Genomic DNA, 15,139 nt, shown 5'->3' on the forward strand with positions numbered 1-15,139 from the left:
TAGAGATTGAAAAACAGGCAGGATAATACCCTGGAATGCAGCATTTTATTCCGCTCTTTGTGCCGTTATTTTATGCTGACAAATGCACTTTTTTTTGTTTATCTATAGTGAAAAGCAGAATATTATCTTTTCTTAATCGACTGAAAAATAGAGATTTTAGCCGTAATTTGCTTAAAAAACTGCGCTAAACCATTAACGAGACTGGTAAAAATAGTACAGTTCAAAAAAAGCACAGTCTGCTTTTTAACCACATAAATACAAAATATATACATCATCACGAATGGGGATTCAGGAAAATGAAACGGAATGCGAAAACAATCATCGCAGGGGTGATAGCACTGGCAATGTCACACGCGGTCATGGCGGAGGATATCAAGGTCGCTGTTGTCGGGGCGATGTCAGGTCCTGTCGCGCAGTGGGGTGATATGGAATTTAATGGCGCACGTCAGGCCATTAAAGATATCAATGCCAAAGGCGGGGTCAAAGGCGACAAACTGGTTGCCGTCGAATATGACGACGCCTGCGATCCGAAACAGGCCGTTGCGGTAGCGAACAAAATCGTCAATGACGGCATTCAGTACGTTATTGGTCATCTGTGCTCATCTTCCACGCAGCCCGCATCAGATATCTATGAAGACGAAGGCATCCTGATGATTTCCCCGGGCGCGACCAACCCGGAACTGACCCAGCGCGGTTACGCACACATTATGCGTACAGCGGGCCTGGACTCCTCTCAGGGGCCGACCGCCGCGAAATACATTCTGGAGAAGGTGAAGCCGCAACGCATCGCCATCATTCACGATAAACAGCAATACGGTGAAGGCCTGGCGCGTTCAGTGCAGGAGAGCCTGAAAGCGGGCAAAGCCAATATCGTCTTCTTTGACGGGATCACTGCCGGGGAAAAAGATTTTTCTGCGCTGATCGCCCGCCTGAAAAAAGAAAATATCGATTTTGTTTATTACGGCGGCTACTACCCGGAAATGGGACAAATGCTGCGCCAGGCACGCTCCGTCGGGCTGAATACCCAGTTTATGGGGCCTGAGGGCGTGGGCAATGCGTCGCTGTCTAACATTGCCGGTGATGCCGCGGAAGGCATGCTGGTGACCATGCCAAAACGCTATGACCAGGATCCGGCGAATAAAGCTATCGTCGATGCGCTCAAAGCTGACAAGAAAGATCCAACCGGACCGTACGTGTGGATCACTTATGCAGCCGTCCAGTCACTGGCGACAGCAATGGATCGCAGCGGTAGCAAAGAGCCGTTGGGCCTGGTGAAAGATCTGAAAGCACACGGGGCTGACACCGTGATTGGGCCGCTGAAATGGGACGAAAAAGGCGATTTGAAGGGATTTGAGTTTGGTGTCTTCCAGTGGCACGCGGACGGATCATCGACCGTCGCGAAGTAATAGCTGAAGACGAGTTATCCCACCGCCCGTGCAAAACGGGCGGGTTAAGAAAGGTTACCTTATGTCCGAGCAGTTCCTCTATTTCTTGCAGCAGATGTTTAACGGCGTCACGCTGGGAAGCACCTACGCGCTGATCGCTATCGGTTACACGATGGTGTACGGCATTATCGGCATGATCAACTTCGCCCACGGCGAGGTGTATATGATCGGCAGCTATGTCTCCTTTATGATCATCGCTGCGCTAATGATGATGGGTATTGATTCCAGCTGGCTACTGGTCGCGGCGGGCTTTGTCGGCGCGATTGTGATTGCCAGCGCCTACGGCTGGAGCATTGAACGCGTAGCGTATCGGCCCGTGCGCAGCTCTAAGCGCCTGATCGCGCTGATTTCCGCTATCGGGATGTCCATCTTCCTGCAAAACTACGTCAGCCTGACGGAAGGTTCGCGCGATGTGGCGCTGCCCAGCCTGTTTAACGGCCAGTGGACCGTCGGCAGTAGCGAAAACTTCTCTGCTTCCATCACCACTATGCAGTTGGTTATCTGGATTGTAACCTTCCTGGCGATGCTGGCGCTGACGCTGTTTATCCGTTACTCCCGTATGGGCCGTGCCTGCCGTGCCTGCGCGGAAGACCTGAAAATGGCCAGCCTGCTCGGCATAAATACCGATCGTGTGATTGCGCTGACCTTTGTGATTGGCGCGGCAATGGCGGCGGTAGCGGGCGTACTGCTCGGCCAGTTCTACGGCGTAATTAACCCCTATATCGGCTTTATGGCCGGGATGAAAGCCTTTACTGCGGCGGTACTGGGCGGCATCGGCAGCATTCCTGGGGCGATGATCGGCGGCCTGATTCTGGGTGTCGCGGAAGCGCTCTCCTCTGCTTATCTGAGTACCGAATACAAAGACGTGGTTTCATTCGCGCTGCTGATTCTGGTGCTGCTGGTGATGCCGACCGGTATTCTGGGTCGCCCGGAGGTAGAGAAAGTATGAAACCGATGCATTTTGCAATGGCGCTGCTCTCTGCCGCTATGTTCTTCATCCTGGCGGGCGTCTTTATGGGCGTCCAGTTGGAGCTTGACGGCACCAAACTGGTGGTGGATACCGCCGCGGATATCCGCTGGCAGTGGGTGTTTATCGGCACTGGCGTGGTCTTTCTCTTCCAACTGTTGCGTCCAGCTTTCCAGAAGGGCTTGAAGAGCGTCTCCGGACCGAAGTTTATTCTGCCGGCGATTGATGGCTCCACCGTTAAACAGAAGCTGTTCCTGGTCGCGCTGCTGGTGATTGCCGTGGCGTGGCCGTTTATGGTGTCGCGCGGTACGGTTGATATTGCCACGCTGACGATGATTTATATCATCCTCGGCCTCGGCTTAAACGTGGTGGTAGGGCTTTCCGGTCTGCTGGTGCTGGGTTACGGCGGCTTCTATGCCATCGGTGCTTACACCTTCGCGCTGCTGAACCACTATTACGGACTCGGCTTCTGGACCTGTCTGCCGCTGGCGGGGCTGGTTTCCGCTGCTGCGGGCTTTATGCTCGGCTTCCCGGTATTGCGCCTGCGCGGTGACTATCTGGCGATTGTGACTTTAGGCTTCGGCGAAATCGTCCGTATCCTGCTGCTCAACAACACCGAAGTGACCGGTGGTCCGAACGGTATCAGCCAGATCCCGAAACCGACCTTTTTCGGTCTGGAGTTCAGCCGTACTGCCCGTGAAGGTGGCTGGGATACCTTCAGCAACTTCTTTAACGTGAAGTACGATCCCTCTGACCGCGTTATTTTCCTTTATCTGGTGGCGCTGCTGCTGGTGGTCTTCTCGCTGTTTGTCATCAACCGTCTGCTGCGTATGCCGTTGGGTCGTGCGTGGGAAGCGCTGCGCGAAGATGAAATAGCCTGTCGCTCGTTGGGCTTAAACCCTACGCGCATCAAGCTGACCGCTTTTACCATCAGCGCCGCGTTTGCCGGTTTTGCCGGTACGTTGTTTGCCGCGCGTCAGGGTTTTGTCAGCCCGGAATCCTTCACCTTTGCCGAGTCGGCCTTTGTGCTGGCGATTGTGGTACTGGGCGGAATGGGCTCACAGTTCGCAGTGATCCTCGCGGCCATCCTGCTGGTGGTGTCACGCGAGCTGATGCGTGATTTCAATGAATACAGCATGTTAATGCTGGGTGGTTTAATGGTACTGATGATGATCTGGCGTCCGCAGGGCTTGTTGCCGATGACCCGTCCGCAGTTGAAGCTGAAAAACGGGGAAGCAAAAGGAGAGCAGGCATGAGTCAGCCATTATTATCCGTCAACGGCCTGATGATGCGCTTCGGCGGTCTGCTGGCGGTAAACAACGTTGAACTGGAGCTGAGACCACAGGAGATCGTCTCGTTAATCGGGCCAAACGGCGCGGGAAAAACCACGGTCTTTAACTGCCTGACCGGTTTTTATAAGCCGACGGGTGGGACGATTAAGCTGCGCGACCAGCATCTGGAAGGGCTGCCGGGTCAGCAAATTGCGCGGATGGGTGTGGTGCGTACTTTCCAGCACGTGCGTCTGTTTCGCGAGATGACGGTGATTGAAAACCTGCTGGTGGCGCAACATCAGCAGCTGAAAACCGGCGTCTTCTCCGGCCTGTTGAAAACCCCGTCGTTCCGTCGCGCGCAGAGTGAAGCGTTGGATCGCGCCGCCACCTGGCTGGAGCGTATTGGTTTGCTGGAGCACGCCAACCGTCAGGCCAGTAACCTGGCCTACGGCGACCAGCGCCGTCTGGAGATTGCACGTTGCATGGTGACCCAGCCGGAAATCCTGATGCTCGACGAACCCGCCGCAGGCCTCAACCCGAAAGAGACCAAAGAGCTGGACGAGCTGATTGCTGAACTGCGTAACCATCACAACACCACCATTTTGTTGATTGAGCACGACATGAAGCTGGTGATGGGTATTTCCGACCGTATTTACGTGGTGAATCAGGGCACGCCGCTGGCGAACGGGACGCCGGAACAGATTCGTAACAACCCGGATGTGATCCGCGCCTATTTAGGTGAAGCATAATGGTGGTGACGCATAATATGGAAAAAGTCATGTTGTCCTTTGACAAAGTCAGCGCCCACTACGGCAAGATACAGGCGCTGCACGACGTCAGCTTGTATATCAATCAGGGTGAAATCGTGACGCTTATCGGCGCCAACGGCGCGGGAAAAACCACGCTGCTTGGTACGCTGTGCGGCGATCCGCGAGCGACAAGTGGGCGAATTGTCTTTGATGGTAAAGACATTACCGACTGGCAGACGGCGAAAATCATGCGCGAAGCGGTAGCGATTGTTCCGGAAGGGCGTCGCGTGTTTTCCCGCATGACGGTGGAAGAGAACCTGGCGATGGGCGGCTTCTTTGCCGAAAAGGACCAGTTTCAGGAACGCATCAAGTGGGTGTATGACCTGTTTCCCCGCCTGCATGAACGTCGAATTCAGCGTGCGGGCACGATGTCCGGCGGTGAACAGCAGATGCTGGCGATAGGCCGTGCGCTGATGAGTCAGCCGCGGCTGCTGCTGCTTGATGAGCCGTCGCTGGGTCTGGCGCCGATTATCATCCAGCAGATCTTCAACACCATCGAACAACTGCGCGAGCAGGGGATGACAATCTTCCTCGTCGAACAGAACGCTAACCAGGCGCTGAAGCTCGCCGATCGCGGCTACGTGCTGGAAAATGGTCATGTGGTGCTGGAAGACACCGGTGATGCGTTACTGGCTAACGAAGCAGTGCGCAGCGCGTATCTGGGCGGTTAACATTCTCTGAATGGACAAGGGGGCCTGATATGGCCCCTTTTTATTGCTCTATGTTATTATTGAGAATAGTTATCAATAATAAAAGTGAACATGGAGAAAGGATGATACGTTCCGGTATCTGCATGATGATTGGCGGTTTGTTTTTGACGCTTTCATCAAATGTCCTGGCCTTAACACCGCCAGCGTTCGACCCGCGCGACCCTTCAATCTGGGAAGAGAAACCGGACAACTCGTTGGCGCAGTCCAGCTCGCCCTGTGAAGTGTTCACCTCCTCTGTCTGCCCGGGCTGGGAAGATGAGAAATCTGATATTCAGCGCGAACGTGAGCGGCGGGAACAGCAGCGTTTACAGAATGAATATGAACGACGCTGGCGTAAAGATTAATGTTCCTTGTTGGCTGCAACAGATAACGTCATCCTGGCCGGGTAAGACATAGCGCTACCCGGCTTTGTTGTGCACCACCCCGCATTTTCCTGTCACTACGCTTTCACCGCCTTGCCATCTGTTTGTCGCCTTACTATCTTTTTTTTGTAATAAAAAAGTTATTTTTCTGTCATTCGAGCATGTCATGTTACCCCCGCGAGCATAAAACGCGTGATATCGCGCATCCGGCACAACAAGAGAGATAACCGATGATATCGTTCCGACATACAGCTTTAGGACTGGCACTTAGCCTGGCGTTTGCAGGTCAGGCTCTGGCCGTCACCACTATCCCGTTCTGGCACTCAATGGAAGGTGAACTGGGTAAAGAAGTTGATTCACTGGCGCAACGTTTTAATGCCGCCAATCCCGACTACAAAATTGTTCCGCAGTACAAAGGCAACTACGAGCAGAGCCTGAGCGCAGGTATTGCGGCTTTCCGTACCGGAAACGCACCTGCGCTACTGCAGGTTTATGAAGTGGGCACGGCAACGATGATGGCCTCGAAAGCCATTAAACCGGTCTATGAAGTATTCAAAGAGGCTGGTATTAACTTCGATGAGTCTCAGTTCGTGCCGACGGTTTCCGGTTATTACACCGACTCTAAAAGCGGACACTTACTCTCCCAGCCGTTTAACAGCTCCACGCCGGTGCTGTACTACAACAAAGATGCCTTCAAAAAAGCCGGTTTAGACCCTGAGCAGCCGCCAAAAACCTGGCAGGATCTGGCGGAATACACCGCGAAGCTGAAAGCAGCAGGCATGAAGTGCGGCTACGCCAGCGGCTGGCAGGGATGGATTCAGATTGAAAACTTCAGCGCCTGGAATGGTCTGCCGGTGGCTACCAAAAACAACGGCTTTGACGGTACTGACGCGGTGCTGGAATTCAATAAACCGGAACAGGTGAAACATATCGCCCTGCTGGAAGAGTTGAACAAAAAAGGGGATTTCAGCTACTTCGGGCGTAAAGACGAGTCTACCGAGAAGTTCTATAACGGGGATTGTGCCATTACCACCGCCTCTTCCGGTTCTCTGGCTGACATCCGCCACTACGCCAAATTCAACTATGGCGTCGGCATGATGCCGTACGATGCCGATGTGAAGGGCGCGCCGCAGAACGCGATTATCGGGGGAGCCAGCCTGTGGGTGATGCAGGGTAAAGACAAAGCAACCTACGAAGGCGTGGCGCAGTTCCTCAACTTCCTGGCGAAGCCTGAAATTGCTGCCGAATGGCACCAGAAGACCGGCTACCTGCCCATTACCACCGCCGCGTACGACTTGACCCGCGAGCAGGGCTTCTATGATAAGAACCCTGGGGCTGATATCGCCACCCGCCAGATGCTGAACAAGCCACCGTTGCCGTTCACCAAAGGGCTGCGTCTGGGCAACATGCCGCAGATCCGCACCATCGTAGATGAAGAACTGGAAAGCGTCTGGACCGGGAAGAAAACCCCGCAGCAGGCGCTGGATGCTGCCGTTGAGCGTGGCAATCAGTTACTGCGCCGCTTTGAGCAATCGACTAAATCGTAATGTGAAATGCCGGGTGGCGGCTGCGACTTACCCGGCCTACAAATGCGTGTAGTTTGTAGGCCGGATACGGTGTGTGCACCGCAATCTGGCACCTTCCAGGAAAAGAACCTACATGTCTTCATCCCGTCCGGTGTTCCGCTCGCGCTGGCTTCCCTATTTGCTGGTGGCCCCGCAGTTGGTTATCACCGTTATTTTCTTTATCTGGCCCGCCGGTGAAGCGCTGTGGTATTCACTACAATCCGTTGATCCGTTTGGTCTTTCTAGCCAGTTTGTCGGACTGGAAAACTTTATCGCGCTGTTTCATGACCCGTACTACCTTGATTCATTCTGGACCACCATTAAGTTCAGTACGTTAGTCACGGTAAGCGGTTTGCTGGTGTCGTTATTTTTTGCGGCGCTGGTAAATTACGTGGTGCGCGGCAGCCGTTTTTACCAGACGCTGATGCTGTTGCCTTACGCCGTTGCGCCCGCCGTCGCCGCCGTATTGTGGATCTTCCTGTTTAACCCAGGGCGCGGGCTGATTACCCATTTTCTCGGTGAGTTTGGCTATGACTGGAACCATGCGCAAAACAGCGGTCAGGCGATGTTTCTGGTGGTGTTTGCGTCGGTCTGGAAGCAGATTAGTTACAACTTCCTGTTCTTCTTTGCCGCACTACAGTCTATTCCGCGGTCGCTGATTGAAGCCGCCGCGATTGATGGTGCGGGACCGGTTCGCCGCTTCTTTAAGCTGGCGCTGCCGCTGATTGCACCGGTCAGCTTCTTTCTGCTGGTGGTGAATCTGGTTTATGCCTTCTTTGATACCTTCCCGGTGATCGATGCCGCCACGGCGGGTGGGCCGGTACAGGCGACCACTACGTTGATTTATAAGATCTATCGCGAAGGCTTTGTCGGGCTGGATCTCTCCGCCTCGGCCGCCCAATCGGTAGTGCTGATGTTCCTGGTCATTATTTTGACGGTGGTGCAGTTCCGCTATGTGGAAAGTAAGGTGCGTTACCAATGATTGAGAATCGTCGTGGGCTGACAATATTCAGCCATGCCATGTTGATTATGGGGATCATGGTGATCCTGTTTCCGCTGTACGTCGCGTTTGTCGCGGCGACGCTGGATAACAAAGCAGTCTTTGAAACGCCGATGACGCTGGTTCCCGGCACACAGCTGCTGGAAAACATGAAATACATCTGGGTCAACGGCGTGGGCGTTAACAGTGCGCCGTTCTGGCTGATGATGCTCAACAGTTTCATTATGGCGTTCAGTATTACAGTAGGGAAAATCACCGTCTCTATGCTCTCCGCATTCGCCATCGTCTGGTTCCGCTTTCCACTGCGTAACCTGTTCTTCTGGATGATTTTTATCACGCTGATGCTGCCGGTCGAGGTGCGTATTTTCCCGACGGTGGAAGTGATCGCCAACCTGAAAATGCTCGACAGCTATGCGGGTCTGACGCTGCCGTTAATGGCATCGGCGACTGCGACGTTCTTGTTCCGGCAGTTTTTTATGACCCTGCCGGATGAACTGGTTGAGGCGGCGCGTATTGACGGCGCGTCACCGATGCGTTTTTTCCGCGATATTGTACTACCGCTGTCAAAAACCAATCTGGCGGCGCTGTTTGTGATCACCTTTATCTACGGCTGGAACCAGTATTTGTGGCCGTTGTTAATTATTACCGATGTCAATTTGGGCACTGCGGTGGCAGGTATCAAAGGCATGATTGCTACTGGTGAAGGCACCACGCAGTGGAATCAGGTAATGGCAGCCATGCTGCTGACGCTCATCCCTCCGGTAATCATCGTGTTAGCCATGCAGCGTGCCTTCGTACGTGGCCTGGTCGATAGTGAGAAATAAAAATGGCTGGTTTAAAACTACAGGCAGTAACCAAAAGCTGGGACGGCAAAACCCAGGTGATTAAACCGCTGACACTGGATGTCGCGGACGGAGAATTTATCGTGATGGTTGGCCCATCCGGCTGCGGTAAGTCAACGCTGCTACGGATGGTGGCCGGGCTTGAACGGGTGAGCGGCGGCGATATCTGGATTGATAATAAACGCGTCACCGAAATGGAGCCTAAGGATCGCGGCATTGCGATGGTCTTTCAGAACTACGCGCTCTACCCACATATGAGCGTGGAAGAAAATATGGCCTGGGGGCTGAAAATCCGCGGGATGGGCAAGGAGCATATTGACGAACGGGTGAAAGAGGCGGCGCGTATTCTCGAGCTGGGTGATCTGCTCAAGCGTCGTCCGCGCGAGCTTTCTGGCGGTCAGCGCCAGCGTGTGGCGATGGGGCGGGCGATTGTCCGTGACCCAGCGGTGTTCCTGTTCGATGAGCCGCTTTCTAACCTCGATGCCAAGCTGCGCGTACAGATGCGTCTGGAGTTACAGCATCTGCATCGCCGACTGAAAACCACCTCACTGTATGTGACGCACGATCAGGTAGAAGCGATGACCCTCGCCCAGCGGGTGATGGTGATGAACAAAGGCATTGCCGAGCAGATCGGCACGCCGGTTGAGGTATATGAAAAGCCTGCCAGCCGCTTTGTGGCGAGTTTTATCGGCAGCCCGGCGATGAATCTGCTGGACGGGCGCATCAGCGCCTCGGGCACCCATTTTGAACTGGATGACGGCATGACGTTGCCCCTCGGCAGAAGCGCGAGGGAGTCTGGTGGGCGTAACATGACGTTGGGTATCCGCCCGGAGCATATTGCGCTAAGCTCGCAGGCCGAAGGCGGCGTGCCGTTGGTCGTCGACACGCTGGAAATGCTGGGAGCGGATAACCTGGCACACGGACGTTGGGGTGAGCAAAAGCTGGTGGTGCGACTGGCGCATCAGCATCGCCCGACGGCAGGCAGCACGCTCTGGCTGCATCTGCCAGAAAATCATCTGCATCTTTTTGATGGCGAAACAGGACAACGCGTATGAGTAACTGGCCTTACCCCCATATCGTCGCCCATCGCGGCGGCGGTAAGCTGGCACCGGAAAACACCCTGGCGGCGATCGACATGGGGGCGCGATACGGGCATACCATGATTGAGTTTGACGCTAAATTGTCGAAAGACGGTGAGATCTTCTTGCTGCATGACGACAACCTGGAACGCACCAGCAATGGTTGGGGTGTGGCAGGCGAGCTGAACTGGCAGGATTTATTGCGCGTGGACGCCGGTGGCTGGTTTAGCGGTGAGTTTAAAGGCGAACCGCTACCGCTGCTCTCGCAAGTGGCCGAGCGCTGCCGTCAGCACGGTATGATGGCGAATATTGAAATTAAACCCACCACCGGCACCGGAACGTTAACCGGCAAAGCCGTAGCGCTGGCCGCTCGGGAACTGTGGGCGGGAATGACACCACCGCTGTTGTCATCCTTTGAAATTGACGCGCTTGAAGCGGCGCAGCAGGCGGCGCCTGAACTGCCGAGAGGCTTACTGCTTGATGAGTGGCGCGAGGACTGGCGTGAGCTGACAACGCGGCTGGGTTGTGTCTCTATTCATCTTAATCACAAGCTGCTGGATGAAGCGCGCGTGGATGCGCTGCGCGACGCAGGACTGCGTATTCTGGTGTATACCGTCAACCGACCCCAGCGCGCGGCGGAACTGCTACGCTGGGGAGTGGACTGCATCTGTACCGATGCCATTGATACGATTGGTCCGGATTTCCAGCCCTGTTAAGGCCCAATTGTTTTTAACGGAACGTTAGGCTGCGGCGTGCTGGAGGGCTTCAGCATGTCGCCGTTCTTTTTCTCCGACAGCATATGTTGCTTATTCAGCGAGCTGTCCGGGTTACGGGTTCCACTTAACATTCCACCGTTGCTGTTGGGCAGCATTTGCTGCTGGCTGGAATTAAACTCGCCAGGCTGAGACTGAAGGACGCGCTGGGAGTTGGAATTGATTTGGTTTTCCATATGCTGTTGTTGCATACGCGTCTGCGTTTGCAACTGCTGATTGAGCATCCCTTTCTGCTGAATCTGCTGCGATTGCATTTGGGTTTGCATACGCTGCTGGCTCGGGATCTGATAACCGGGTTGATTCGGGTTATTCATGGTGTTGATGGGCTGTGCAAAGCCTGCAAACGGCAACAGCATGGCTAAAAGTAAGAGTCGTTTCATCGCTTTTCTCCTCTCGGGGATCTCTTAAGTTTACTCCTTTCTCGCCGTTACGATGATTATTTCAGAGTTATGCACCAGGCTTAGTGGGGGCTGACCCCCATACATCTGGAGAATAACGATGATAAAACCGACGTTTTTACGCCGGGTAGCCATTGCTGCTCTGCTCTCAGGAAGTTGTTTTAGCGTTGCGGCCGCTCCGGCTGCGCCGCCGGTATCATACGGTGTTGAGGAGGATGTGTTCCATCCCGTGCGTGCGCAGCAGGGGATGGTGGCCTCCGTGGATGCGCTTGCCACTCAGGTGGGGGTGGATATTCTTAAACAGGGTGGGAATGCCGTCGATGCCGCCGTGGCCGTTGGCTACGCGCTGGCGGTGACGCATCCCCAGGCGGGCAATCTGGGCGGTGGCGGTTTTATGCTGCTGCGTACCAAAGATGGTAACACCACGGCGATTGATTTTCGCGAAATGGCCCCTGCTGGCGCGACCCGCGACATGTTCCTTGATGAGCAGGGCAACGCCGATGCGAAAAAGTCGCTGACGTCGCATCTGGCATCCGGTACGCCGGGTACCGTCGCGGGTTTCTCGCTGGCGCTGGAGAAATACGGCACGATGCCGCTGAACAAAGTAGTACGTCCGGCGATGAAGCTGGCGGAAGAGGGCTTTGTGGTTAATGACGCACTGGCCGACGATCTGAAAACCTATGGCAGTGAAGTGCTCCCTAATCACGAGAACAGCAAAGCCATTTTCTGGAAAGACGGCGAGCCGCTGAAAAAAGGCGATAAGCTGGTGCAAAAGAACCTGGCGAAAAGTCTGGAAATGATTGCCGAAAGCGGCCCGGATGCGTTTTATAAAGGCGCTATTGCCGATCAGATCGCCGGGGAAATGCAGAAGAACGGCGGGCTGATGACCAAAGAGGACTTAGCCAGCTATAAAGCCGTGGAGCGTACGCCGATTAGCGGTGACTATCGCGGGTATCAGGTCTTCTCCATGCCGCCGCCGTCCTCTGGCGGTATTCACATCGTGCAGATCCTCAATATTCTTGAAAACTTTGATATGAAGAAATACGGGTTTGGCAGCGCCGACGCCATGCAGGTCATGGCTGAAGCGGAGAAGTATGCCTACGCTGACCGCTCGGAGTATCTGGGCGATCCCGATTTTGTGAAAGTGCCATGGCAGGCTCTGACCAACAAAGCCTATGCTAAAACGCTTGCCGATCAGATTGATATCAACAAGGCTAAGCCTTCCAGCGAGATTAAACCTGGCAAGCTCGCCCCGTATGAAAGCAATCAGACCACTCACTTCTCGGTGGTGGATAAAGACGGCAATGCCGTGGCGGTGACCTATACCCTGAATACCACCTTCGGGACCGGTATTGTGGCGGGTAACACTGGCATTCTGCTCAATAATGAAATGGACGACTTCTCTGCCAAGCCGGGCGTACCGAACGTATACGGTCTGGTAGGCGGCGATGCCAACGCGGTCGGACCGAAGAAGCGTCCGCTGTCATCTATGTCGCCGACTATCGTGGTAAAAGATGGGAAAACCTGGCTGGTTACCGGCAGCCCAGGCGGGAGTCGAATTATCACTACTGTGCTGCAAATGGTGGTCAACAGCATTGATTTCGGGATGAACGTCGCCGAAGCGACCAACGCACCACGCTTCCATCATCAGTGGTTGCCGGATGAGCTTCGTATTGAGAAGGGCTTCAGCCCGGATACAATTAAGCTGCTGGAGCAAAAAGGACAGAAAGTGGCGCTGAAAGAAGCGATGGGCAGCACGCAGAGCATTATGGTTGGACCGGATGGCGCACTGTATGGCGCGTCCGACCCGCGTTCCGTGGATGATTTAACGGCGGGTTACTGATTGTTGATTAATAGCCCGGCATCAGGCGCCGGGCTATATGTTAGTTACGCCGTGAGTAACCGCGCCGGATTATCAATACAGAGCTTGCGAAGAGTATCGTTATCTACGCCACGGGCAGCCAGATAGGCGAGGAAAACATTTGGGACAAATCCCCAACCATTCCCCCCATTTTTTGCCCACATCTGTTTGAGAAAAACATCATGGCTTAATACGATCTGGTCGGCGTAACCCAGTTCAATCAGATGTGCTACCGCATCTGCGGTGTCCTGAACACCTGGGGCGATACCTTCTTTGGGGAAAGTAATGTCCAGACCAATCATGTCAAATTCAAGCCATACGCCGCGGTCAAGCATTTTACGTTGATAGGCAACATCCTTTCCTGAAGGGTCTGAGTGCGCCAGCGAAACTTTTGCCGGAGAGACGTTCATCTCTTCAAGGACAATATCCAGTACCTCATCACCCAGCCGCAGCCACCCTGGCATATGGATATTCATTGCCGTATGGGGATTATTACGTTGTGCCAGAGACGCCGCGCGCAGGCTGTTGCGCTCAGCTTGGGTAAAAGCGGGTGATACGCCAATTTCACCGATCATACCGGCGCGAATATCCGTCTCGCCAATCCCCTGATTCAGTTCCTTATCAATAAGTGAGGCTAATAACTCGACAGGTTTGTGGATCCTGGCGCTTTCAAACTTTTCCAGATAAGGTCCTGATGAAGCAACGATATTCAAACCAGTTTTTAATGCCACTTGCCGCAATGAAGTGGCGTCCCGACCAATAGATTCAGAACCCGTCGCGTCGACAATCGTCCTGCCTCCCAGTGACATGAAGTTATTGATTTCAAAGATGACATCATCAATCTCTTTTCTGTCCATGTTATCGGCGCAGCAGTACGGGTCGTGTTTCAGTCCCCACTGCAGGTCAGCACTGACTTTCTTTCCCACCAACTGCTGTGAAAAAGCATACTGTGGCTCGTCAACAACGGATGACAAATCGTTAAACAGGTGCTCATGCGGTAGCGTCAGACCCATTTCTGAGTGTGCCACTGGGCCCGTTACGGTTTGCAGGAAGCCTTTCATCCTGACACCTCCATTTTTTTCGCCATTTTGGATGCTCTGTATTCGGGGATGGTGGTAACAATTGCACCTACTAACGCGAATAATGTACCGATGATGGTGACCAGATAGACCGTATTGCCTAATGATGGGATTAACTCATCAATCAACACCGATCCCAGTAACTGACCCGCGGTAGAGGCGACACCCAGCATTAATAGTCCTAAACCTCTGACCAGAATCGCCATCAGTCCGATGGACAGCAGACCCAGCGGGCCACCGAGATACATCCACCACGTATCGGGTAACTGGACGGTGACATGCCCTAATGCGACACGTATCGCCAGCGCTGCACCCAGGACACAAAAGCCGACGATGAAGTTCCAGGTAATGGAAACCAGCATGGATCCCGTTGCCTCGGCGACTTTGGCATTCCCCGCAGGCTGCCAGCCAGCGAGTAATCCTGCCAAAAATGGAAGGATAGCCAGTAGGATAAACGAGGTTGAGTGCCACTGTGGCGACACGACAAAAATCGTGGCAATAACAGCGAACAATGCGCCAGTAACGCGCCATGGCGTGAAATATTTCTTCTCATCCACACCGACGCCAAAGCGGTCGCACAACAGGCCGGAAAGGAGCAGGGCGGAAATTAAAGCAGTTTGAAAAGTGGCAACGCCTAACGCGCTGGCTGATGCGCCTTCAGAAAATACGACCATCGCCCCGCATAACCCGGCAAACCAATTCCACAAGGGGATTTTCCGCTTTTTAATCAGCGTAGGGATCGACGCGAATTGATGGCGTGTTTCTTTACGCGCAATAATAATAAAAAACATGACGACCAGACCGCTGGCGAAAGAGATTACTGCGCAAGCATTACCATCCTGCAACCAGTGTCCCAATTGCCCATTAACGGCAGACTGCATTGGGGAAAGCATACCGGCTAAGATGGTTGCAAGCATCAGTAAGGGGGTTGAGTACTTATTCTTGTTCATACATCAATCCTTATATTTTATAAAAGGA

15 protein-coding genes are annotated in these 15,139 nt (G+C 53.9%); 12 read left to right on the forward strand and 3 right to left on the reverse strand.

Translation table 11 applies throughout. The features are described 5' to 3' along the window. Positions 1–296: 296 nt before the first annotated feature. The 11 genes from livK to ugpQ all read left to right on the forward strand — a co-directional run bounded on the left by livK (position 297) and on the right by ugpQ (position 10,766). On the forward strand, positions 297–1,406 hold the full coding sequence (gene livK, locus HVZ39_RS01265; protein ID WP_169329701.1) for a high-affinity branched-chain amino acid ABC transporter substrate-binding protein LivK: 1,110 nt from the start codon (positions 297–299) through the stop codon (positions 1,404–1,406). A gap of 61 nt (positions 1,407–1,467) precedes the next feature. Beyond that, entirely contained in the window at positions 1,468–2,394 is a 927-nt protein-coding gene (gene livH, locus HVZ39_RS01270) for a high-affinity branched-chain amino acid ABC transporter permease LivH (RefSeq protein ID WP_003023435.1), read from the forward strand. Beyond that, positions 2,391–3,668 carry a branched chain amino acid ABC transporter permease LivM gene (livM, locus tag HVZ39_RS01275; protein ID WP_016154835.1) on the forward strand — a complete coding sequence of 426 codons (1,278 nt, stop codon included), beginning with the start codon at positions 2,391–2,393 and terminating at the stop codon, positions 3,666–3,668. Before livH ends, livM begins: the two co-directional genes overlap by 4 nt. Beyond that, positions 3,665–4,432: a high-affinity branched-chain amino acid ABC transporter ATP-binding protein LivG gene (gene livG, locus HVZ39_RS01280; protein ID WP_003023438.1), complete on the forward strand. Its 768-nt coding sequence runs from the start codon at positions 3,665–3,667 to the stop codon at positions 4,430–4,432. Before livM ends, livG begins: the two co-directional genes overlap by 4 nt. Before the next feature lie 17 nt (positions 4,433–4,449). Beyond that, a complete protein-coding gene (gene livF, locus HVZ39_RS01285; RefSeq protein WP_085951092.1) occupies positions 4,450–5,163 on the forward strand; it encodes a high-affinity branched-chain amino acid ABC transporter ATP-binding protein LivF in 714 nt (237 codons plus the stop codon). A 101-nt stretch (positions 5,164–5,264) separates the two neighbouring features. Beyond that, a complete protein-coding gene (locus tag HVZ39_RS01290; RefSeq protein WP_181633140.1) occupies positions 5,265–5,546 on the forward strand; it encodes a hypothetical protein in 282 nt (93 codons plus the stop codon). A 248-nt stretch (positions 5,547–5,794) separates the two neighbouring features. Next, a complete protein-coding gene (ugpB, locus tag HVZ39_RS01295; RefSeq protein WP_181633141.1) occupies positions 5,795–7,111 on the forward strand; it encodes a sn-glycerol-3-phosphate ABC transporter substrate-binding protein UgpB in 1,317 nt (438 codons plus the stop codon). Between the two features lie 112 nt (positions 7,112–7,223). Then, the gene (gene ugpA / locus HVZ39_RS01300) at positions 7,224–8,111 is read left to right on the forward strand and encodes a sn-glycerol-3-phosphate ABC transporter permease UgpA (protein ID WP_016154830.1); all 888 of its coding nucleotides are present in this window, start codon (positions 7,224–7,226) and stop codon (positions 8,109–8,111) included. After that, positions 8,108–8,953 (forward strand): sn-glycerol-3-phosphate ABC transporter permease UgpE, encoded by an 846-nt coding sequence (gene ugpE / locus HVZ39_RS01305; protein ID WP_003023450.1) that lies wholly within the window; start codon positions 8,108–8,110, stop codon positions 8,951–8,953. Before ugpA ends, ugpE begins: the two co-directional genes overlap by 4 nt. Before the next feature lie 2 nt (positions 8,954–8,955). Continuing rightward, complete coding sequence (locus HVZ39_RS01310; RefSeq protein ID WP_181633142.1) at positions 8,956–10,026, forward strand: sn-glycerol-3-phosphate import ATP-binding protein UgpC; 1,071 nt, start codon at positions 8,956–8,958, stop codon at positions 10,024–10,026. Then, complete coding sequence (ugpQ, locus tag HVZ39_RS01315; RefSeq protein ID WP_047501430.1) at positions 10,023–10,766, forward strand: glycerophosphodiester phosphodiesterase; 744 nt, start codon at positions 10,023–10,025, stop codon at positions 10,764–10,766. The genes HVZ39_RS01310 and ugpQ overlap by 4 nt, the downstream gene beginning before the upstream one ends. Here ugpQ and HVZ39_RS01320 read toward each other — a convergent pair. Then, positions 10,763–11,203: a DUF2756 family protein gene (locus HVZ39_RS01320; RefSeq protein ID WP_016157658.1), complete on the reverse strand. Its 441-nt coding sequence runs from the start codon at positions 11,201–11,203 to the stop codon at positions 10,763–10,765. The two genes, ugpQ and HVZ39_RS01320, sit on opposite strands and share 4 nt — an antisense overlap. A gap of 118 nt (positions 11,204–11,321) precedes the next feature. Between HVZ39_RS01320 and ggt the strand changes: the two genes are divergently transcribed. Beyond that, positions 11,322–13,064, forward strand: a complete 1,743-nt coding sequence (ggt, locus tag HVZ39_RS01325) for a gamma-glutamyltransferase (RefSeq protein ID WP_181633143.1) — start codon at positions 11,322–11,324, stop codon at positions 13,062–13,064. Positions 13,065–13,108: 44 nt separating this feature from the next. On the opposite strand, the gene HVZ39_RS01330 is transcribed toward ggt, so the two are convergent. Both HVZ39_RS01330 and HVZ39_RS01335 read right to left on the reverse strand, forming a co-directional pair. Continuing rightward, positions 13,109–14,143: a phosphotriesterase gene (locus tag HVZ39_RS01330; protein WP_181633144.1), complete on the reverse strand. Its 1,035-nt coding sequence runs from the start codon at positions 14,141–14,143 to the stop codon at positions 13,109–13,111. Beyond that, positions 14,140–15,111, reverse strand: a complete 972-nt coding sequence (locus HVZ39_RS01335; protein WP_049283110.1) for a DMT family transporter — start codon at positions 15,109–15,111, stop codon at positions 14,140–14,142. Before HVZ39_RS01335 ends, HVZ39_RS01330 begins: the two co-directional genes overlap by 4 nt. Positions 15,112–15,139: the final 28 nt, after the last annotated feature.

The sequence above is a fragment of the Citrobacter sp. RHB35-C21 genome (assembly GCF_013816515.1).
Classification (GTDB): Bacteria; Pseudomonadota; Gammaproteobacteria; order Enterobacterales; family Enterobacteriaceae; genus Citrobacter; species Citrobacter braakii.